Source organism: Sinorhizobium arboris LMG 14919 (genome assembly GCF_000427465.1).
GTDB classification, from domain to species: domain Bacteria; phylum Pseudomonadota; class Alphaproteobacteria; order Rhizobiales; family Rhizobiaceae; genus Sinorhizobium; species Sinorhizobium arboris.
In genome coordinates, this window is sequence record NZ_ATYB01000014.1 from 1 (window position 1) to 19416 (window position 19416).

Sequence of the window (19416 nt, forward strand, 5' to 3'; positions counted from 1 at the left end):
GGTTGGGGCAAAAATGTGGTGCCGCAACCTGGGCGGATTGAGTCCGAAGTGAGTCAAGTTATTTTTTATTTTTTTTCTTTTTCGCCAGCTAAGCAAGAACGCAAAAAACAAAACCCTTGATTCGACAGGGATTCTCGCCGGACTCGGGAAGCGGCATGCAAAACGCGGAACCAGAGTCAACCGGCGGCGCTTAAGGACGGGCAAAAAACGCGATTGATCTTGCCGGGCGATCCTGCCTAAATGCCTTCCACAGGGGACACAGATCACATCTGTACGAGGAAGTTTAAGGGTCATTCCTGCGGGATGGCTCGGGGCTTTCTGTCACCTGTGGCGGGGTTAATTCCACGTCGATCAATCAAACAAGTCGAAACGATAAAGCCGGGCGAGCCTTCGCACCGGAGCGAGGACGTTTCGTCTTATGGTTGCCGACCGGACGTAACCTCTGTGAACGTGTGGAAGTAGGAAGAAGGAGGCTCGGGCTGTCCGCTACGTACGAGGGTGCGGTCAGCCGGCGACGAGGAAAAGCGGTTCCGATCGGCTTGAAATGAGCCGTGTAGAATCGGTAAGGCGAAGCGCGGGGGGACATTTGTCTGAGGCGAAGGCAGGCGAATGAGCGCAGCGCACCGTGACGGGGTATGAGGAGCCCGCTTCGGTGCGTATCAGAGCGTCCGGCTGACGCGGCATGGCTTTAAGCGGCCGTGGCGGGCGGGCATAAAAGATGAGGCCGCCAGAAATGACGGCATCGGAGAATGAAATTGGAAGGCGGCAAGATGCAGATGAATTTGGCGACTGCACCTGGAGGTTTTCAGGCCGGAAGCAATCAGTCTCAGGCGGCGGGGGAAAAGCACGACATGCGGCATGACGCACTGTTTGAGCGGGTAAGTGCGCGTTTGAAAGCTCAGGTCGGACCGGATGTCTTCGCAAGTTGGTTTGGACGCCTCAAGCTCCATTCAGTATCGAAAAGCGTCGTGCGCCTCTCGGTTCCGACGACGTTCCTGAAGTCCTGGATCAATAACCGATATCTCGATCTGATCACCACGCTCGTCCAGCAGGAAGACAGCGAAATACTGAAGGTGGAGATCCTTGTGCGAACCGCCACCCGCGGTCATCGCCCGGCGTCCGCTGAAGAGACGGTTGCTGCGGCAGCCGAAGCGGCACCCGCTGCTCCGTCCCGCCGTTCGGTGGCGGCTCCGTCGGTGGCGATTGCGACTGCGACGGTTGCGGCAACTCCGTCCAGGCCCGCCCAGGCACCGCTCTTCGGCTCGCCACTGGACCAGCGCTACGGTTTCGATAGCTTCGTAGAGGGTTCGTCGAACCGGGTAGCGCTCGCTGCGGCGCGTACCATTGCCGAGGCCGGCGCCGGCGCCGTGCGCTTCAATCCGCTCTTCATCCATTCGAGCGTTGGTCTCGGCAAGACGCATCTCCTGCAGGCGATCGCGCTCGCGGCCCTCCAGAGTGCCCGGGCACCGCGCGTCGTTTATCTGACGGCTGAATATTTCATGTGGCGTTTCGCAACGGCGATCCGCGACAATGACGCGCTGTCGCTGAAGGAATCGCTTCGCAACATCGACCTTCTCATTATCGACGACATGCAGTTCCTGCAGGGCAAGTCGATCCAGCACGAGTTCTGCCATCTCTTGAACATGCTGCTCGACTCCGCAAAGCAGGTGGTCGTCGCCGCGGATCGTGCACCGTGGGAGCTGGAATCGCTCGACAGCCGCGTTCGCTCGCGCCTCCAGGGAGGCGTTGCGATCGAGATGGAGGGGCCGGATTACGAGATGCGCCTGGAAATGCTGAAGCGCCGGCTCGAAGCAGCCCGCCAGGATGATGCCTCGCTCGAAATTCCGCTCGAAATCCTGAGCCATGTCGCCCGCAACGTGACGGCCAGCGGCCGCGAGCTGGAGGGCGCCTTCAATCAGCTTCTCTTCCGCCGCTCCTTCGAACCGCAGCTTTCGATCGAGCGCGTCGACGAACTGCTCGGCCATCTCGTCAATGCCGGCGAACCGCGCCGCGTCCGCATCGAGGATATCCAGCGCGTCGTCGCCAAGCACTATAACGTCTCGCGTCAGGAGCTGGTCTCGAACCGCCGCACCCGTGTGATCGTCAAGCCGCGCCAGATCGCCATGTATCTGTCGAAGACGCTGACGCCGCGGTCCTTCCCCGAGATCGGCCGCCGCTTTGGCGGACGCGACCATACGACGGTGCTCCATGCGGTGCGCAAGATCGAGGAACTGATTTCGGCCGACACCAAGCTCAGCCACGAGATCGAGCTTTTGAAGCGCCTGATCAACGAGTAGAATTAGGTAAGCTCGAAGTTACAAGAGCCCGGTCCGCCGGGCTTTTTTGTTGAATCGGAAAATCGGGCATCGGTTTCCGTCCCGAAGATGCGCAATTCGGGGACCTTTCCGTCCCTCATCCCTGTGCTGCCGCAGGGATCCGGCAGCGCCGCGTCCGCAGCGCGGAAGCGCGTCTTTTCAGCCAAGGATCTGGTCTGGCGGATTCCTGTGGCAGGCACAGGAGTGAAGATTCCAGCAGGAGTCTCGTGCCATCGCGCCCGGCGAGGCGCCGGAGGGGATCGCCGCAGTTTGTGCGTCGCAGCATTTCACTGTTCGATGATGCATGTGAGGTGTACGGGACCGCGAAAGCGGTCCCCTTCCGGTTTCGATCCCGTTCCCACGCGCGTGTTTTTTTCGCCCCCCTTGTCGGCTATCAATAGCGCCATTCGTCTTCAGACCAGAGCGGAGAAATCTCAATGCTTTATGCCGTGCTTTGCTACAACGATGAAAGCGTCACCAGTGCCTGGAGCAAGGAGGAGGACGACAGGGTCATGCGTGATCTGAGCGCCGTCCAACGCAAATATGTCGAAGCGGGCAAGCTGGGGCCGGTCGCACGCCTGGTGCCGACGACCGCGGCGACGACGCTGCGCCACAGCGCCGGCGAGACGATCGTCATCGACGGCCCCTTCGCCGAGACCAAGGAACAGCTGCTCGGCTTCTATCTGATCGATTGCGCCTCGCTTGACGAGGCGCTCGACTTCGCGCGCGATCTCAGCAACGCCAATCCGAGCACGGGCTCCTACGAGGTCCGGCCGCTCGCCCTTTATAAACCCGGTGAGCTGCCCTCATGACCGACACATCCTGGATCGATCTGGCCCTGGTTTCCGCGCGTCCTCAGGCAATGGGTGCGCTGCTGCGCTATTTCCGCAGCCTCGACCTCGCGGAGGAAGCCTTCCAGGAGGCCTGCATCCGGGCGCTGAAGAACTGGCCCCGGACGGGCCCTCCGCGCGATCCGGCGGCGTGGCTGATCTTCGTCGGCCGCAACAGCGGCATCGACAAGGTGCGGCGGCAGTCGCGCGAGACGGCGCTGCCCCCGGAGGAACTTCTCTCCGATCTCGAGGACCACGAAAGCGACCTCGCCGATCGGCTGGACGGGGCACATTATCGGGACGACATCCTGCGGCTGCTCTTCGTCTGCTCCAACCCGGTGCTACCGGCGACCCAGCAGATCGCGCTTGCGCTGCGCATCGTCTCCGGCCTTTCCGTCAGGCAGATCGCCCGCGCCTTTCTCGTCAGCGAAGCGGCAATGGAGCAGCGCATCACCCGCGCCAAGAGCCGTGTCGCGGCCGCCGGCGTCCCCTTCGAGACCCCCGATGCCGGGGATCGCGCCGAGCGCCTCGCCGCGGTAGCGACGATGATCTACCTTGTGTTCAACGAAGGCTATTCGGCAATGAACGGTCCCGAGGGCGTCTCCGCCGAACTCTGCGACGAGGCGATCCGCCTCTCGCGGCTGCTGCTGCGGCTGTTTCCGGCCGAGCCGGAAATCATGGGCCTGACGGCGCTTCTGCTCCTTCAGCATTCGCGCGCCCGCGCACGTTTCGATGCCGCTGGCGCCGTCGTCCTGCTCGAAGATCAGGATCGGCGGCTCTGGAACCGGCCGATGATCACGGAGGCCCTGGCGATGATCGACAAAGCGATGCGCCATCGCCGTCCCGGGGCCTATCAGATCCAGGCCGCGATCGCGGCGCTGCACGCCCGTGCGGACCGCCCGGAGCAGACCGACTGGGAGGAGATCGACCTCCTGTATCAGGCGCTCGAGCGCCTGCAGCCCTCGCCCGTCGTCACGCTCAATCGCGCGGTCGCGGTCTCGAAACGCCAGGGGCCGGAGGCTGCGCTGGCGATGGTGGAGACGCTCGGAGAGAGGCTTTCCGGCTATTTCTACTATCATGGCCTGCGCGGCGGTCTGTTGAAGCAGCTCGGCCGGGCATGCGAGGCACGCACCGCCTTCGACCAGGCGATCGCGCTGGCCACCAACGCGGCCGAAGCAGCCTATATCCGCACGCAACTCGATCACCTCGCGGCCGCGCCGGCCACGGTCGCGGAAGAAGAAAAGCGATAATTTTTTCGGCCGCCTGTCGGCACGCGGCGCCCTCCTTCGTCCTTGGAACGAACCAACATGGAGGAATTGACAATGACTGCAGCGACTGACGCCCAAGCCGCCGGCGAACGCGAGCTGGTTCTGAGCCGGCTGATCGATGCCCCGCGCGAGAAGGTCTATCGGGCCTTCACGGAAGCGGAGCTTCTGAAGCAGTGGTTCGCCCCCCTGCCGTGGACGATCACGGAAGCCGAGCTCGACGTCAGGGCGGGTGGCACCAACCGCTTCGTCATGCGCTCGCCGGAAGGGGAGCTCTATCCCAATCAGGGCGTCTATCTGGAAGTCGTGCCGAACGAGAAGATCGTCGTCACCGATGCCTTTACGGAAGCCTGGAAGCCGTCCGAGAAGCCGTTCATGACCGCGATCATGACCTTCGAGGACGAAGACGGCAAGACCCGCTATACGGCCCGCGCCCTCCATTGGAGCGTCGAGGATCGCGATGCGCACGAGAAGATGGGCTTCCACGAGGGCTGGGGCCAATGCGCCGACCAGCTTGCTTCGCTCGTTGCGAAACTCTGACAGGAGGATCAGATCATGACCACGACCGAGAGCGGAAGTGCGGCCGTCGCGGAGATCAAGGAGATAATCGCGGACTGGGCGGAGGCGCTGCGCCGGAAGGATGCCGCCCGCGTCCTCGCCCATGGCACGCAGGGTTGCCTCGTGTTTTCCCTGGCACCGCCCCTGAAGGCTTCCGACGCAGATGCCCGAGGCCTTGATGAGTGGTTCTCCACCTGGAAAGGGCCGCTCGGCTTCGCCCTTGAGGATCTCGACGTTTCGGTGAGCGGCGACGTTGCCTTCGCCACGGCGCTGACGCATCTCTCCGGCGAGAAGCACGACGGCCAGAAGGCGGCCCTCTGGTATCGCCTGACCTTGGGCCTGAGGCGCACCGACGCGGGATGGAAGATCGCCCATCAACACGAATCCGTTCCCTTCTACATGGACGGAAGCTTCAAGGCGGCGATCGATCTCGAGCCTCGATCCGAAGTCGACTGGCAAGCGCCGTCGCATCCGCCCATGGCCGGCGTGATCGCCTACCTGAACGTGGAGAACGCAGATGCGACGGCGGCCTTCTACGGCCGCGCTTTCGGCGCCAAGGAGGAGGATCGCAAATATGCGGAGGACGGCAAGCGCCTCATCCACTGCCACCTGACGATCAATGGCGGCGCATTGATGCTGAACGATCCCTTCCCGGAATTCGGCTATCCCTGGAAGCCGCCGGAAGGCTTCGTGCTGCATCTCGTCGTGGAGGACGCGGATTTCTGGTGGAAGCGGGCGGTGGAGGCCGGCGCGGAGGTGACGATGCCGCTGGAGATCGCCTTCTGGGGCGACTATTACGGCCAGTTGCGCGATCCGTTCGGAGTTACCTGGGCGATCGTCGCGCCGGTAAGGAAAGGCGGTTGACGGGAGGGCTGCCCTCTACACACGGCCGCCCTTCAGCACGCGAGGTCGGCCACCACCGCGTCGAGAATCAGCATTCCGGCAGGCGTGCAGCGCAGCCGCGAATTGCCAATCCGCTCGATGAAGCCGTGCTCGATCAGAAACTCCTCCCGGGCCGGGTCCGGATCGCGGCCCGAGAGGGTTTGCCAGCGTGCGAGATCGACGCCTTCGCGCAGCCTCAGCCCCATCAGCAAAAGCTCATCGGCCTGAGCCTCGAAATCGAGCAGGTCCCGCTCGATCATGCCTTCACCGCGCTCTTCGACGAGTTGCAGCCATGCTTCCGGATTACGCTCGGTTGCGGTCGCGATCTTGCCTGACCCGATCGCCAGCCGTCCGTGGGCGCCGGGGCCGATGCCCGCATAGTCGCCGTAGCGCCAATAGGTGAGGTTGTGGCGGCTCTCGGCCCCGGGCCGGGCATGGTTGGAGACCTCATAGGCCGGCATGCCGATCGCCGCGGTGATCTCCTGCGTGGCCTCGTAAAGCACTGCCGACTGCTCGCCGTCCGGGACGACGAGTTTCCCTGCCTTGTGCAGACCGTAGAACGGTGTCCCTTCCTCGATGGTCAGCTGGTAGAGCGACAGATGATCAACGGCGTAGGAGACCGCCTCCCGCAACTCGCGCTCCCATTCCTCCACCGTCTGGTTCGGCCGCGCATAAATCAGGTCGAACGACATCCGCGGAAAAATCTCGCGCGCGAGCCGGACGGCCTTCAACGCGTTTTCGACATTGTGCAGGCGCCCGAGGAATTTGAGGTCGCGGTCGTTCAGCGCCTGAACGCCGAGCGAGACTCGGTTGACGCCGGCCTCCCGATAGCCGCGGAAGCGTGTTGCCTCGACGCTCGAAGGGTTCGCCTCCATGGTAATCTCGACGCCGTCAGGCACGTGCCAATGCCGGGCGATACCGTCGAGGATCGCCCCCACGGTCTGAGGGTCCATCAGCGACGGGGTGCCGCCGCCCATGAATATGCTGGTGACGGTTCTCGGACCGGACATGGCGCGCACCGACGCCATTTCCCTCAGGAAAGCGGCGACGAAGCGGGGCTGATCCACCGGCTGGTGGCGCACATGGCTATTGAAGTCGCAATAGGGGCATTTCGCCGCGCAGAACGGCCAGTGCACATAGACCCCGAAACCGGGTTCCATGCCGTCACCGATCGCTGAAAGCGGGGCCATCTGCATTGTCATCTTTCTCAGGCGCCGAGGCAGGTCTCGGCGAACAGCTTGAAAGCGCGGGCGCGGTGCGACAGGGCCTCGGCATCGCCGGGCTTCCAGCCATGCTTCTCCTCCGCACTCATTTCGCCGAAGGTGGCGTCGTAGCCTTTGGGCTGGAACACCGGATCGTAGCCGAAACCGCTCGTGCCGCGCGGGGGCCATACGACATAACCCTCGACCTCGCCGCGAAAGAGCTCCACATGGCCGTCCGGCCATGCAAGGCAGAGAACGGAGACGAAGTGTGCGGTGCGGCTTTCGGGCGTCACGGCACCCCTGCCGCGGAGCGCCTCTTCGACCTTCTCCATGGCCATCCGGAAGTCGCGGCTGCCGTCCTCGCGTTCGGCCCAGTTGGCCGTATAGACGCCGGGGGCGCCGCCGAGCGCGTCGATGGCAAGACCGGAATCGTCCGATAGCGCCGGCAGACCGGACGCCTTGGCCGAGGCGAGCGCCTTGATCGTCGCGTTCTCCTCAAAGGTCGTGCCGGTCTCTTCCGGTTCCACGAAATTGAGGTCGGCGGCCGATTTCGCCTCGAAACCGAGCGGCCCGATGAGGTCGCGAATCTCGCGAATCTTGCCGGCATTGTGGCTCGCGACCACGAGTGTCTTGTCAGTCAGTCTGCGCATCTATTCCGTTCCGTTCAGGTGCTGCCGCGTTCATCCCTGGCCCAGAGGCCCGCCTCCGCGCATTCCAGGCTGTTGCCGGCCGGATCGCGGAAATAGAAGGAGCGGGCGCCGTTCGGCCACCGGATATCCGCTTCGATCTCGACCCCGGCTGCCTCCAGATCGGCCTTCCAGGCGTCCAGCGCCTCGGCGGCGACCCGGAAGCACATATGCCCGTTGCCCTTCGTCCCATGCGCGGGCACCGGGAGTGCGCCTGGTGCCGGCGGCTTTACCGTCTCCGCCGGGTTGAAGATCAGTAGCACGCCTTCACCGCAGCGAAAGAAAACATGGCGGTTGCCGGCGCGCGAGATCCTTTCAAGGCCGAGGACCGTTCCGTAAAAGGCCTCGGCACGGTCGAGATCGTCCGCGTAGAGCGCGGTCTCAAGAATGCCTTCAAATGTCGGCAACGGACCGGTTCCTTCCAGTTGATCGAGAGCACTTTCAGGAAAATGTGCAACGTTTTCCGTTCGAAGTGGTCGGTTCAAAGAGTCAGTTCGTTCGCTGTCGCAAAAACGATCTAGCCTGCGATCGCCTGCTTCTGCATTTCGATGAGTTCGGCAATGCCGTTCTTGGCCAGCAGCATCAGGTTTGCGAATTCTTCCTCGCTGAAGGGCTTGCCCTCTGCGGTTCCCTGGATCTCGACCAGGCCGCCGCTGCCCGTCATCACGAAATTTGCATCCGTCTCCGCAGCGGAGTCTTCCAGATAATCGAGGTCGATGACCGGCTGATTGGCGAAGATACCGCAGGAAATGGCGGCGACATGGTCTTTCAGCACCTTCTCGAGCTTGACCATATTGCGCGCCTCCATCCATTTCAGACAGTCGTGGAGGGCGATCCAGGCACCGGTGATCGAGGCGGTGCGCGTGCCGCCGTCGGCTTGGATCACGTCGCAGTCGATCGAGATCTGGCGCTCGCCAAGCGCCGGCAGATCGACGACGGCTCTAAGCGACCGGCCGATCAGCCGCTGGATCTCCTGTGTGCGGCCGCTCTGCTTGCCGGCCGCCGCCTCGCGCCTCATACGCTCGCCGGTCGCCCGCGGCAGCATGCCGTACTCTGCGGTAATCCAGCCCTTGCCGCCGTTGCGCAGCCATGCCGGAACTTTTTCCTCCAGGCTTGCGGTGCAAAGAACATGCGTGTCACCGAAGCGAACGAGGCAGGATCCTTCCGCATGCTTGGAGAAACTGCGCTCGAACGAGACCTTGCGCATTTGGTCGGTTTTTCTGCCGGATGGCCGCATCGTCAACTCCTGTCGATCCCGACTGCGTGTTTCCTTGAGCTTCGTTGGATTTCAAGGGCAAAACAGGCAGCAATTCTAAAGTTCTCCAGCGGCCTTTGCGCTTCTGGAAGACGCGCGGCGCTCACGTGAGCCTTCTAGATCATGGCGCAAGCAAAGGGAACCGGTTGATGCCAAAGCTTCGCTGTGATTTTTCCCTTTTGCCAATCCTCGCCTGGATCACTATATTCTTTGCGAACACCGAATACTGATCACGGAGTGACATGGTACTGCGCAACCCTGGAAAGAAGGGGATCGCATCGGCGCTGGACGAGCGCTCCGGCGAGATCTTCCGCCGCATTGTCGAGAGCTATCTGGAAAGCGGGGAGCCGCTCGGCTCGCGCAACCTCTCGCGGCTTCTGCCTATATCGCTGTCGCCTGCCTCGGTTCGCAACGTGATGAGCGACCTCGAGGATCTGGGCCTGATCTATTCCCCCCATGTCAGCGCCGGCCGGCTTCCGACGCAGACGGGTCTGCGCTTCTTCGTGGACGCCTTCATGCAGGTCGGCAATCTTTCGCCGGAGGAGCGCGCCTCCATCGAAAGGCAGGTGCGCCCGGGAAATCGGGACCAGTCGGTTGAAAACCTTCTTACCGAGGCGAGCCAGATGCTTTCCGGCATGTCGCGCGGCGCCGGTCTCGTCATCACCACCAAGAGTGATCCCGTCCTCAAGCATGTCGAGTTTATCCGGCTGGCGCCGACCAAGGCGCTGGCGGTGCTCGTCGGCGAACACGATCAGGTGGAGAACCGCATCATCGAGTTGCCGGCCGGCATCACCAGCGCCCAACTCACCGAAGCGGCGAACTTCGTCAACGCTCACCTTGCCGGGCAGACGATCCCCGAGCTGCGGACGCAGCTGGAAAAGGTCAAGGAGACGGTGCGCGGCGAGCTCGACGCGCTGTCTCAGGACTTGGTCGAGCGCGGACTGGCGATCTGGTCCGGAAGCGAGGGCGACGGTCAGCCGGCGCGGCTGATCGTCAGGGGTCGGGCCAACCTGCTCGAGGGATTGGAGGGGACCGACGACATCGAGCGGCTGCGTATGCTCTTCGATGACCTCGAAAAGAAGGACAGCCTGATCGAGATCCTCAACCTCGCTGAGAGCGGTCCGGGCGTACGCATCTTCATCGGCTCCGAAAACAAGCTGTTTTCGCTCTCCGGCTCGTCGTTGATCGTCGCACCCTATCGCGACAGCGACGACCGTATCGTCGGCGCGGTCGGTGTCATCGGACCGACCCGGCTCAATTATTCCCGCATCGTTCCCATGGTCGATTACACCGCCCAGCTCATGTCGCGGCTGTCGCGCTGAACGAGTCCTTTGATCGATGAAGCAATCGACTCTTGATTTTTCGGGCCCAAACATCGATATCGGGCTTCAAATCCAGGCAACAGAACGTTCAAGCAAAGCGATTTCCGCTGGTTTGATGATGCCGAACACAGCAAAGACAGAAACTCGGAGAACGTCATGACCGACGAAACGACCAAGAACGGACCCGAGGCCGCGGCGCCCGAAGAATTCGAAACAGCCGCCGAGCCGCAAGCCGCGGAAAAGCCTGAGGCGGATGCTTCCGCCGCGCCGGATCCGCTCGAGCTCGCCAAAGCGGAGAACGCGGAATTGCGCGACAAATATCTTCGTCTCGCCGCGGAGATGGACAATCTGCGCCGGCGTACCGAGCGCGACGTGAAGGATGCGAAGTCCTATTCCGTGGCGGGTTTCGCACGCGACATGCTGGCGGTCTCCGACAACCTGCGCCGTGCGCTCGACGCGATTCCGGCCGACGCCAGAGAGGCGGGCGACGCCGGCCTGAAAGCACTCATCGAGGGCGTGGAAATGACCGAGCGGTCGATGCTCGCGGCGCTGGAACGCCATGGCGTGAAGCAGCTGGACCCTGCCGGTCAGAAATTCGATCCGAATTTCCATCAGGCCATGTTCGAGGTTCCGAACACGGAAGTTCCGAACAACACGGTCGTTCAGGTGGTCCAGGCGGGCTACACGATCGGCGAGCGCGTCCTGCGCCCGGCAATGGTCGGTGTTGCCAAGGGCGGCCCGAAAGCGGCCTCCGCCGAAGGTGAGACGCCTGCTGCCTGACATCGTATGACGCAATCTGCAAAGGGCCGCGCCCTCGGAGGGCGCGGCCCTTTGTCTTTACCAAAAGGCCGCGCATCCTGGCGGAAGCGCGGCCTTGTCCTTGTTCGAAAATGCTGCGTGCTTTGCCAACCGGCTCCGGGACAGGCGGCGCGCAGAAGATAGTCAGGCAGCGTGCGAGGTCGTGTCGTCGCTGAGCAGCGTGTAGATCGCGCTCGCCGAGTCGCTCGCTCGAATACGCGTTACCATGTCGTGGTCGCGCAGCACGCGCGCAATGCGCGACAGCGCCTTCAGGTGGTCGGCGCCGGCACCTTCCGGTGCAAGCAGCAGGAAGACGAGGTCGACCGGCTGGTCGTCCAATGCCTCGAAATCGACCGGCGCATCAAGCCGCGCAAAGATGCCGACGATCGACGGAAGATTGCTGAGTTTGCCGTGTGGGATGGCGATGCCGTTGCCCACACCGGTTGAGCCGAGCCGCTCCCGCTGCAGGATGACGTCGAAGATTTCCCGCTCCGGCAGGCCGGTGAGTTTCGATGCTTTTGCCGCCAATTCCTGGAGGAGTTGCTTCTTTGAGTTGGCCCTCATGGCCGGGATGATCGCATTTTGATGCAGCAAGCCTGCCAATGCCATTCTTTTATCCTCGTTCGCCGGTTAGAGCCTGGCAATCTCATCACAAATGTGCCGTGATGGCTCTACCCATCTTTGTCTTGGCGGGCCGAATGCACAGAAAAGTCGAGCTTTCCGCCGTCCCGCTGATCGGAAAGACGGGGGAACGCCAGTCCGGCTGGCTTCCCCGTCTCCACTCATGCCTTGATATTGGCGGCATCGATCCAGCCAATATTTCCGTCGTTGCGCCGATAGACGATGTTCAGGTCATCCTTGCCCGGGCTGCGGAACATCAGCACCGGCTCATCCGTCATGTCCAAGGCCATCACGGCATTGGCGACGGACATGGTTCTCAACTGTTTCGTAGTTTCGGCGACAATCGTGGGCGCATAGTCGTCGGGAATTTCCTCGTCCTCGAAAGGAACCGAGTCCATCACGCGATAGGCGACCTCGGTGGGATTCTGTCCATTGCCGTTGTGGTGGTCTTTGAGCTTGCGCTTGTAGCGGCGAAGCCGCTTCTCGATACGCTCCGAAGCCGCGTCGAAAGCCGCCTGCGGCTCGTTCGCCTGGCCGTTTGCCTGCAATACCACGCCCGTGTCGAGATGAAGCTTGCAGTCGGCGCTGAAGCGCGACCCTGACTTTTCCACAGTGACCTGGCTCGAATATCCTCCGTCGAAATATTTGGTTACGGCCTGCTCGATCTGTTCGCCGATGCGGACGCGAAACGAATCGCCGATTTCCATATGTTTACCGGATACACGCACACTCATGGAGTTTCCTCTCTCGTTCGTGACTTGCGTGTCCAGTCTATTCCAAGCGCTCCCGTCATCCAAGCGTTTCAGCAAGCGAGCGCTGGACGACCGAAATCCTCGGTCGTTACGCTGCCTTGCGGAGTCTCGTCTTCGGCAAGCGCGGCGGCCTCATATCCGCTGTGTCGCGGAGAGTCAATTACAAGTCGTGAAATTAAACGTTCGCCGGGCCTCGGCGGTTCCGCGGGCCGAAGCCCAAACCGCGACCGTGCCTACGGGGCCTTCCGGCAGGCTTATCATCCCGCGGCCTTGGCCAGCGCTCTCTTCTCGCGGCGGCGCTGGACGGAGGAGGGGATGCTCATCGCCTCGCGATATTTTGCGACGGTGCGTCTGGCGATATCGACGCCGGCCTTCTTGAGCACCTCGACGATGTCGTCGTCCGAGAGTACCGCATCGGCGCTTTCCTGATTGATCATCGTGCGGATGCGGTGACGCACGGACTCGGCCGAATGAGCATCGCCGTTTTCCGCCGAACCGATAGAGACCGTGAAGAAATATTTCAGTTCGAAGAGCCCGCGCGGGGTCAGCATGTACTTGTTGGAGGTAACCCGGCTTACCGTCGACTCGTGCATCTTGATCGCATCCGCAACGGTCCTGAGGTTCAGCGGACGCAGGTGGTCGACGCCGCCTACGAGAAAGGCGTCCTGCTGGCGGACGATCTCGCTCGCCACCTTCATGATCGTCCTGGCGCGCTGATCGAGGCTGCGCGTCAGCCAGTTGGCGTTCTGCAGGCAGTCGTTGAGAAAGGCCTGTTCGCCGCTGTTCTTCCGGCTGGAGCGCGATACTTCCGCGAAATAGTCGTGGTTGACGAGAACCCGGGGCAGGGCGTCCGGATTGAGCTCGACGAGCCAGCCGCCATCGGGTGCGGCGCGCACGACGATATCGGGAATGATGGCCTCGAAAACGCCGGTTTCGAAGCTGGTGCCCGGTTTCGGGTCGAGCTTGCGGATCTCGGCGAGCATATCGACCAGATCTTCCTCGTCGACGCCGCAGATCTTCTTGAGGCTTGCGAAATCGCGCCGTGCCAGGAGCTCGAGATTGGCCACCAGCGCATCCATCGCAGGATCGAGGCGATTGCGCGCGCGCAGCTGAAGGGCAAGGCATTCGCCAAGCGTGCGTGCAAAGACGCCCGGCGGATCGAACTGCTGCAGCACGTGAAGCACGCGCACCACGTCCTCGCTGGCAGCCCCCAGCCTCTCCGCCGTCTCGGCGAGGTCGGCGTGCAGGTAGCCTGCATCGTCGAGCTGGTCGATGAGATGCCGGGCGATCAGGCTGTCGGAGACGGTACTCAGCGCAAAGGGAAGCTGCTCGATGAGCGCCTCCCTCAATGTCTTGCGGCTGGCAACGAAATCGTCGAGATCGTAGCCCTCGCCGTCGCCGGCGCCCGGCATCGACTTCCATTGGCCGAGCAGCTCCGGCGCATCCGCCCGCTGCGGCGTCGTATCGTCCGGGAAGACATTGGCGAAGTCGGCATCGAGGCCGTCGCTGAGCCGCTCGCCGGATGCCGACGTGGCGCTGTCGTAGAGATCGGCCTGGCCCGTCGCTTCGGCGGCTGCGCCGCCGACCTCCGCCGAAAGCGGACCTGGATCGTCGCGATCGATCGCGGTCGCCTCATCGGCCGACTGGACCTCCAGCAGCGGATTCTTCTCGACCTCCTGCGCGATGAACTGGGTAAGCTCCAGATGATTCATCTGAAGCAGCTGGATCGACTGCATCAGCTGCGGCGTCATGACCAGCGACTGCGACTGTCTCAAATGAAGGCTGGCGGACAAGGCCATGCTGACGTGAAGCTCCCGTCGAGTTCTCCGGGCCATGTCTGCTTGGACGGGCCCATTCTAGTTGGCCCAAAAATTGCTTATTACTGGAATTTGGTCAAGCGCGCAGGGCGCTGGACGGCACCGATTCAGCCGGCGGTCGTCCGCTCTGCCGGAATGCACGTCTCCGGCATGGTTCAGAGGCTGAAATTGTCGCCGAGATAGAGCCTGCGTACGTCCGGATTGGTGACGATGTCGTTGGCGCGCCCATGCGTCAGCACTTCGCCGGCGTGAATGATGTATGCGCGGTCGATCAGGCCCAGCGTCTCGCGCACATTGTGGTCGGTGATCAGAACGCCGATGCCGCGCGAGGTCAGGTGGCGCACGAGTGCCTGGATATCGGCGACGGAGATCGGGTCGACACCCGCAAAGGGTTCGTCGAGCAACATGAAGGTCGGGTCGGTCGCGAGCGCACGGGCGATTTCGAGGCGCCGCCGTTCGCCGCCCGAAAGCGCGATCGCCGGCGACTTGCGCAGATGGGTGATCGAAAATTCGCCAAGCAGATCGTCGAGCTTGCTTTCGCGGCGGTCGACGTTTTCGTCGTGAACCTCGAGCACGGCGCGGATATTCTCTTCGACCGTAAGCCCCCGAAAGATCGAGGCCTCCTGCGGCAGATAACCGACTCCGAGGCGCGCCCGGCGGTACATGGGCATCGTCGTGACGTCGTTGCCATTGATTTCGATCGAGCCCTCGTCCACCGGCACGAGGCCGGTGATCATGTAGAAGCAGGTCGTCTTGCCTGCGCCGTTCGGGCCAAGCAGGCCGACAGCCTCGCCACGTCTCACGACGAGCGAGACACCGTTGACGACACGGCGCGAGCGGTAGGACTTCGTGAGGCCCCGGGCGATCAGCGTGCCGTCGTAGCGCGCCTTGTCAACCGCGCGGGCAGCTGCCGCTGCCGCCAACGGCTTTTTGCCCCGTTTGCGTTTGTGGAGGAAAGGAATCTGCACGAGCGGGTCTATGTCAGTTCGTCTTGCGGGACTGCGGATCGAGCTGGATCTGTACGCGGCCGCCGCAGGCGTCGAGCTGCGCTTCCCCGGTGTCCATCTGGACGTTCAACTGGCATCCGACGAATACGTTCTTGCCTTCCGACAGCACGACCTTCTCGCCTTTGAGCACGATCGTCTGGTTGGTCAGGTTGACGATGCCGCTTTCGCCGGTCGCCTGCTGCGCGCCGGAGCTGAGGAACACCTTGTTGCTGACCTCGATCCGATCGATATCGGCATTGCCGCTGGTGACCGAGCCGCCGCCCGCCTTGTAAAAGACGGTCATGTTGCCGGCCTGCAGCGTCGTCGTGCCCTGAACGACCTTCACGTTGCCGGTGAAGATCGCCTTGCTTTCGGGATCCTTGATCTCGAGCTTGTCGCTCTCGATCTGGATCGGCTGGTCGTTCGAAAGCTGGAGGCCCTGCATGCGACTGGAAGTTGCCTGCGCGTACGCAGCGGAAGCAATCAGCGAAGCGCCGATCCCGGCCACGGCCAGAGCGGCTGAAATCCTAAAGAAAACGGCAGGTTTGACCGACATGGTTGCACCGGGTTCCTGTTATTTTGCGTTTTTGCGGATGGCGCTGGGTTCGATATTGACCCTTACCATGCCTTCGAAAGTTACAATACGTCCCTTATCTGTCATTCGCAGCTTCTGCGCAATGATCGATCCACCCTTCATGCTGATGGCGATCGGATGCTTCGTCTCCATTTCGCCGGCGTTGATGTCCAGAAATGCGGACTGAAAATCGGCATTCACGCCATTATTCATGGAAATCGTGAACGGCGCGTTCATGTCGAGCGTATTGGCGCCGCGATCGTAGATGCCGCTTGTCGCGTTGACCGTCGCGATCAGGGTATCGTTGACCGGCATCTCGGCGTGAATGGTCTCAAGCGTGATCAGGTTAGGATTGGCGATATCCTGAAGCGCCCGCTCAGCCCTCATCGAATAGCTGATGTCCTGCTTGTTGCGGCCGGAGATCGCCGGTTTCTGCATGACGATCTTGCCGTTCTCGATCGTCGCGGTCTCGAGCTGCAGCTCTTCCGGCAGAAAGGCGCGCACGAAGGAAATCGCCACGAAGATCAACGCGATCGCACCGGCGACGAGCGGCAGCAGGACTTTCAGGCGCCTTACGCGCGCCGAATGCCGCGCGGCCGAAGCATAAGCGTCGGCAGAGCTCGGACCCACATCGGCAAAGATTGCGGGGGATCGCGCTTCGTTCAGCATCAACAGCCTGTCAGTTTCTTCTGGCCCCGGTCAATCCGAGGGACACATATACATACATCGGCGTAAGCCACGGCGAATATGGTTATTTTGCTGCCGCCCGGCAATGGAGCGGAGAAAACTTTGCGTTGCAAAACAGTCGGGCCGGAATCCGCCGGGCACGATCTACTCCATGCCGCGCCAAACCCCAAGGGGTTTATGCGGCAATTTAAGGTCTGCATCGGCGCTGCGCGTATTCCTGGTGCACGGCGCTGCAGAGTGGCCTAGATTGCCGCGGCTGAGGCAGATAGCATGTTCCGCGGGAAACTGACAGAACCCCTATCAGAAATCGGAGACATCCATGGACGAACTCGCCATTGCCGACCGCCGCAGCCTGCGCAGAAAGCTGAGCTTCTGGCGTTGGGCGGCGGTGGCCGTACTTTTTGCCGCGGGCGTCGCGCTGTTTGCCTTTTCCGGCTGGGGCGGCGTAGGGGAACGTGCTCGCGATCACATCGCGCGCGTCACCGTTTCGGGCCTTATTCAGGATGACCGCGAACTGGTCGAGCGGCTGGAGCGGATTGCCGACAACGACTCCGTCAAGGCGTTGATCGTGACGATCTCGTCGCCGGGCGGTACCACCTATGGCGGCGAAGTCATCTATAAGGCGATCCGCAAGGTTGCCGCGAAGAAGCCGGTCGTCTCAGACGTGCGCACGCTTGCCGCGTCGGCCGGCTACCTGATCGCGCTTGCCGGCGACCGCATCGTTGCCGGGGAAACCTCGATCACCGGCTCGATCGGCGTCATTTTCCAGTACCCGCAGGTCAAGACGCTCATGGACAAGCTCGGCGTATCGCTCGAGTCGATAAAATCGCGACCTCTCAAGGCCGAGCCGTCGCCGTTTCATCCTCCGAGCGACGAGGCGCGTGCCATGATCCAGGCAATGATCGACGACAGCTACGGATGGTTCGTCGATCTGGTGGCCGAGCGGCGCAAGCTGCCGCGGCCGGAAGCGCTCGCCCTTGCGGACGGCAGGATCTTTACCGGGCGGCAGGCGCTGGAAGGCAGGCTCGTCGACGAGCTCGGCGGCGACGATGAGATCAGGGCATTCCTGGCGGAACGAAAGGTGTCGAAGGGGCTTCCGGTCCTCGACTGGGAAGCGCCGAGCGGCACGCTGTCTTTCGGTCTCGGTTCGCTGCTGACCGAATGGGCCAAGGCGTTGGGACATGAGGCTTTTCCGGCAATGAAGAGCCTCGAAAAGACCGGCCTCGACAAGTTGTTTCTTGACGGTCTTGTTTCGGTTTGGCAGGTTGAAGGGCAATGAGGGAGGCGCGCGTGCTACCCGTCACGAGGCCGTAGCTGCAGGCGAGCTTTCCCGAATTCACAAATACAGAACAGAATAAGCAAAAAAACCAAGGGGGCGACAGTGATCAAGTCAGAACTGGTGCAGATTGTGGCGGCGCGCAATCCGCATCTCTACCACCGCGACGTTGAGAACATCGTCAATGCGGTACTCGATGAGATCACCGACGCGCTCGCTTCCGGAAACCGGGTCGAATTGCGTGGATTCGGCGCGTTTTCGGTCAAGAACCGGCCGTCTCGATCCGGCCGCAATCCGCGCACCGGCGATTCCGTTTTCGTCGAAGAAAAGTGGGTACCCTTCTTCAAAACCGGCAAGGAATTGCGTGAGCGGCTCAACCCGGGCATGAACGACAACAATAACGGCGGAGACGCCTGACGAGCCAGCGTGGGAAACGGCGCTTTCGTGCGGGCGCTGTAATCTGCGCGAGAGGCGGCTCTCCGCGTGACCAGGCCCGTGGCATTCGGTCGAATCCAGACGGCCCGTTTTATGTCTTTATTTGAATGCATGTCGTTGTCGCTAAGCCGTCCCCCGTATCCGGGCGACATGCATTAACACTCACGGTCGGAGCCGGTGCATGCTCAAGAAACTCATCAACATCGTCGTCTTCGTGCCGCTCGGAGTGCTGCTGATCGTCTTGAGCGTAGCCAACCGTCAGACGGTAACGCTTGCGTTGAATCCGTTCGATCCGGCCGACAGCGTCCTTTCGGTCTCGGCACCCTTCTTCGTATTTCTCTTTCTTGCGGTCATTCTCGGGCTCGTGCTCGGAGCCGCGGCGACCTGGTTCAACCAGGGAAAGTATCGCCGTCGCGCGCGCAACGAGGCCAGCGAGGCGCTGAAATGGCATCGCGAGGCCGAGAAACAGCGCAGCCACGCCGAGAAGCTCGCGACGCAAGCGAGCCTGCCCGCGCCGCAAAGCTGAAATCGCCGTCTTATATCCTTGGGAAATCACCTGCACCGACCTCATTCCCGTGACGAGCGCAGGAATGAGGAAAGCGCTGGGGTGAGAGCCTCAGCTCGCCGCCTCGGCCCCGCCGCTGACGGCCAGGTTGAAATCGGCGAAGAATTGCTGTGCGAGCTTGCGCGCCGTTGAATCGACGAGGCGCGAGCCGAGTTGCGCGAGCTTGCCGCCGATCTCCGCCTGGACATCGTAACGCAGTACGGTTTCCGCACCCTCGTCCAGAAGCGTTACGTCGGCGCCACCCTTTGCGAAACCGGCTATTCCGCCCTTGCCCTCGCCGGATATCGTGTAGCTCGCGGGCGGATTGAGGTTCGACAGAACGACCGTGCCGTTGAAGGATGCGGAAACGGGGCCGATCTTTATCTTGACCACAGCCGCAAGCTCCGTCGGCGACCTCATTTCCAGCGATTGGCAGCCCGGAATGCATCGCCTCAGAATGTCCGGATCATTCAAGCTCCGCCAAACCGCGTTGCGGTCGGCCGCGATACGTTCCTCTCCGTTCATCTCCATGCCGGCCCTCCCGTCCGTTCCCCAGAGCATCTTCAAGCGCATCGGATACCGGTGTCGCGTAAAGAAAATGCGATAAAACA

21 protein-coding genes are annotated in these 19416 nt (G+C 62.2%); 10 read left to right on the plus strand and 11 right to left on the minus strand.

Features of this window, described 5'->3' with window-relative positions; all coding sequences use genetic code 11:
- Window positions 1–851 precede the first annotated feature (851 nt).
- The 5 genes from dnaA to SINAR_RS0111115 all read left to right on the plus strand — a co-directional run bounded on the left by dnaA (window position 852) and on the right by SINAR_RS0111115 (window position 5832).
- A complete protein-coding gene (dnaA, locus tag SINAR_RS0111095; protein ID WP_033057640.1) occupies window positions 852–2297 on the plus strand; it encodes a chromosomal replication initiator protein DnaA in 1446 nt (481 codons plus the stop codon).
- Window positions 2298–2752: 455 nt separating this feature from the next.
- Complete coding sequence (locus tag SINAR_RS0111100; protein ID WP_027999166.1) at window positions 2753–3127, plus strand: YciI family protein; 375 nt, start codon at window positions 2753–2755, stop codon at window positions 3125–3127.
- Window positions 3124–4395, plus strand: a complete 1272-nt coding sequence (locus tag SINAR_RS0111105; RefSeq protein ID WP_027999167.1) for an RNA polymerase sigma factor — start codon at window positions 3124–3126, stop codon at window positions 4393–4395. Before SINAR_RS0111100 ends, SINAR_RS0111105 begins: the two co-directional genes overlap by 4 nt.
- Before the next feature lie 72 nt (window positions 4396–4467).
- A complete protein-coding gene (locus tag SINAR_RS0111110) occupies window positions 4468–4950 on the plus strand; it encodes an SRPBCC family protein (RefSeq protein WP_027999168.1) in 483 nt (160 codons plus the stop codon).
- 15 nt (window positions 4951–4965) lie between these two features.
- Complete coding sequence (locus SINAR_RS0111115) at window positions 4966–5832, plus strand: nuclear transport factor 2 family protein (protein ID WP_027999169.1); 867 nt, start codon at window positions 4966–4968, stop codon at window positions 5830–5832.
- A 32-nt stretch (window positions 5833–5864) separates the two neighbouring features.
- On the opposite strand, the gene hemW is transcribed toward SINAR_RS0111115, so the two are convergent.
- From hemW to rph, 4 genes are all read right to left on the minus strand, one after another.
- Entirely contained in the window at window positions 5865–7046 is a 1182-nt protein-coding gene (gene hemW, locus SINAR_RS0111120; protein ID WP_027999170.1) for a radical SAM family heme chaperone HemW, read from the minus strand.
- A gap of 11 nt (window positions 7047–7057) precedes the next feature.
- Complete coding sequence (gene rdgB, locus SINAR_RS0111125) at window positions 7058–7702, minus strand: RdgB/HAM1 family non-canonical purine NTP pyrophosphatase (protein WP_027999171.1); 645 nt, start codon at window positions 7700–7702, stop codon at window positions 7058–7060.
- Window positions 7703–7716: 14 nt separating this feature from the next.
- Window positions 7717–8145: a VOC family protein gene (locus tag SINAR_RS0111130; RefSeq protein WP_027999172.1), complete on the minus strand. Its 429-nt coding sequence runs from the start codon at window positions 8143–8145 to the stop codon at window positions 7717–7719.
- Between the two features lie 110 nt (window positions 8146–8255).
- Window positions 8256–8975 (minus strand): ribonuclease PH, encoded by a 720-nt coding sequence (gene rph, locus SINAR_RS0111135; protein WP_027999173.1) that lies wholly within the window; start codon window positions 8973–8975, stop codon window positions 8256–8258.
- Between the two features lie 260 nt (window positions 8976–9235).
- On the opposite strand from rph, the gene hrcA reads away from it, so the two are divergent.
- Together hrcA and grpE are read left to right on the plus strand one after the other, a co-directional pair.
- Window positions 9236–10315, plus strand: a complete 1080-nt coding sequence (hrcA, locus tag SINAR_RS0111140; RefSeq protein ID WP_027999174.1) for a heat-inducible transcriptional repressor HrcA — start codon at window positions 9236–9238, stop codon at window positions 10313–10315.
- A 156-nt stretch (window positions 10316–10471) separates the two neighbouring features.
- On the plus strand, window positions 10472–11095 hold the full coding sequence (gene grpE, locus SINAR_RS0111145; RefSeq protein WP_027999175.1) for a nucleotide exchange factor GrpE: 624 nt from the start codon (window positions 10472–10474) through the stop codon (window positions 11093–11095).
- 162 nt (window positions 11096–11257) lie between these two features.
- Here the strand turns inward: grpE and ptsN are convergent, their stop codons facing one another.
- From ptsN to lptC, 6 genes are all read right to left on the minus strand, one after another.
- Entirely contained in the window at window positions 11258–11722 is a 465-nt protein-coding gene (gene ptsN, locus SINAR_RS0111150) for a PTS IIA-like nitrogen regulatory protein PtsN (protein ID WP_027999176.1), read from the minus strand.
- Between the two features lie 173 nt (window positions 11723–11895).
- The gene (gene hpf, locus SINAR_RS0111155) at window positions 11896–12468 is read right to left on the minus strand and encodes a ribosome hibernation-promoting factor, HPF/YfiA family (RefSeq protein ID WP_027999177.1); all 573 of its coding nucleotides are present in this window, start codon (window positions 12466–12468) and stop codon (window positions 11896–11898) included.
- A 275-nt stretch (window positions 12469–12743) separates the two neighbouring features.
- Window positions 12744–14285, minus strand: a complete 1542-nt coding sequence (gene rpoN / locus SINAR_RS0111160; protein ID WP_027999178.1) for an RNA polymerase factor sigma-54 — start codon at window positions 14283–14285, stop codon at window positions 12744–12746.
- 173 nt (window positions 14286–14458) lie between these two features.
- Window positions 14459–15226: an LPS export ABC transporter ATP-binding protein gene (gene lptB / locus SINAR_RS0111165; protein WP_033057375.1), complete on the minus strand. Its 768-nt coding sequence runs from the start codon at window positions 15224–15226 to the stop codon at window positions 14459–14461.
- 58 nt (window positions 15227–15284) lie between these two features.
- Entirely contained in the window at window positions 15285–15845 is a 561-nt protein-coding gene (locus SINAR_RS0111170) for an LptA/OstA family protein (protein WP_027999180.1), read from the minus strand.
- An 18-nt stretch (window positions 15846–15863) separates the two neighbouring features.
- On the minus strand, window positions 15864–16532 hold the full coding sequence (lptC, locus tag SINAR_RS0111175; RefSeq protein ID WP_027999181.1) for an LPS export ABC transporter periplasmic protein LptC: 669 nt from the start codon (window positions 16530–16532) through the stop codon (window positions 15864–15866).
- A 337-nt stretch (window positions 16533–16869) separates the two neighbouring features.
- On the opposite strand from lptC, the gene sppA reads away from it, so the two are divergent.
- The 3 genes from sppA to SINAR_RS0111190 all read left to right on the plus strand — a co-directional run bounded on the left by sppA (window position 16870) and on the right by SINAR_RS0111190 (window position 18787).
- Window positions 16870–17829 carry a signal peptide peptidase SppA gene (gene sppA, locus SINAR_RS0111180; RefSeq protein ID WP_027999182.1) on the plus strand — a complete coding sequence of 320 codons (960 nt, stop codon included), beginning with the start codon at window positions 16870–16872 and terminating at the stop codon, window positions 17827–17829.
- 102 nt (window positions 17830–17931) lie between these two features.
- Window positions 17932–18243 carry an integration host factor subunit beta gene (locus SINAR_RS0111185; RefSeq protein WP_027999183.1) on the plus strand — a complete coding sequence of 104 codons (312 nt, stop codon included), beginning with the start codon at window positions 17932–17934 and terminating at the stop codon, window positions 18241–18243.
- A gap of 199 nt (window positions 18244–18442) precedes the next feature.
- Window positions 18443–18787, plus strand: a complete 345-nt coding sequence (locus SINAR_RS0111190) for a DUF1049 domain-containing protein (protein WP_027999184.1) — start codon at window positions 18443–18445, stop codon at window positions 18785–18787.
- A 90-nt stretch (window positions 18788–18877) separates the two neighbouring features.
- Here SINAR_RS0111190 and SINAR_RS0111195 read toward each other — a convergent pair whose 3' ends face one another.
- Window positions 18878–19336, minus strand: coding sequence for an SRPBCC family protein (locus tag SINAR_RS0111195; protein WP_027999185.1), 459 nt, complete (start codon window positions 19334–19336; stop codon window positions 18878–18880).
- Between the last annotated feature and the right edge of the window lie 80 nt (window positions 19337–19416).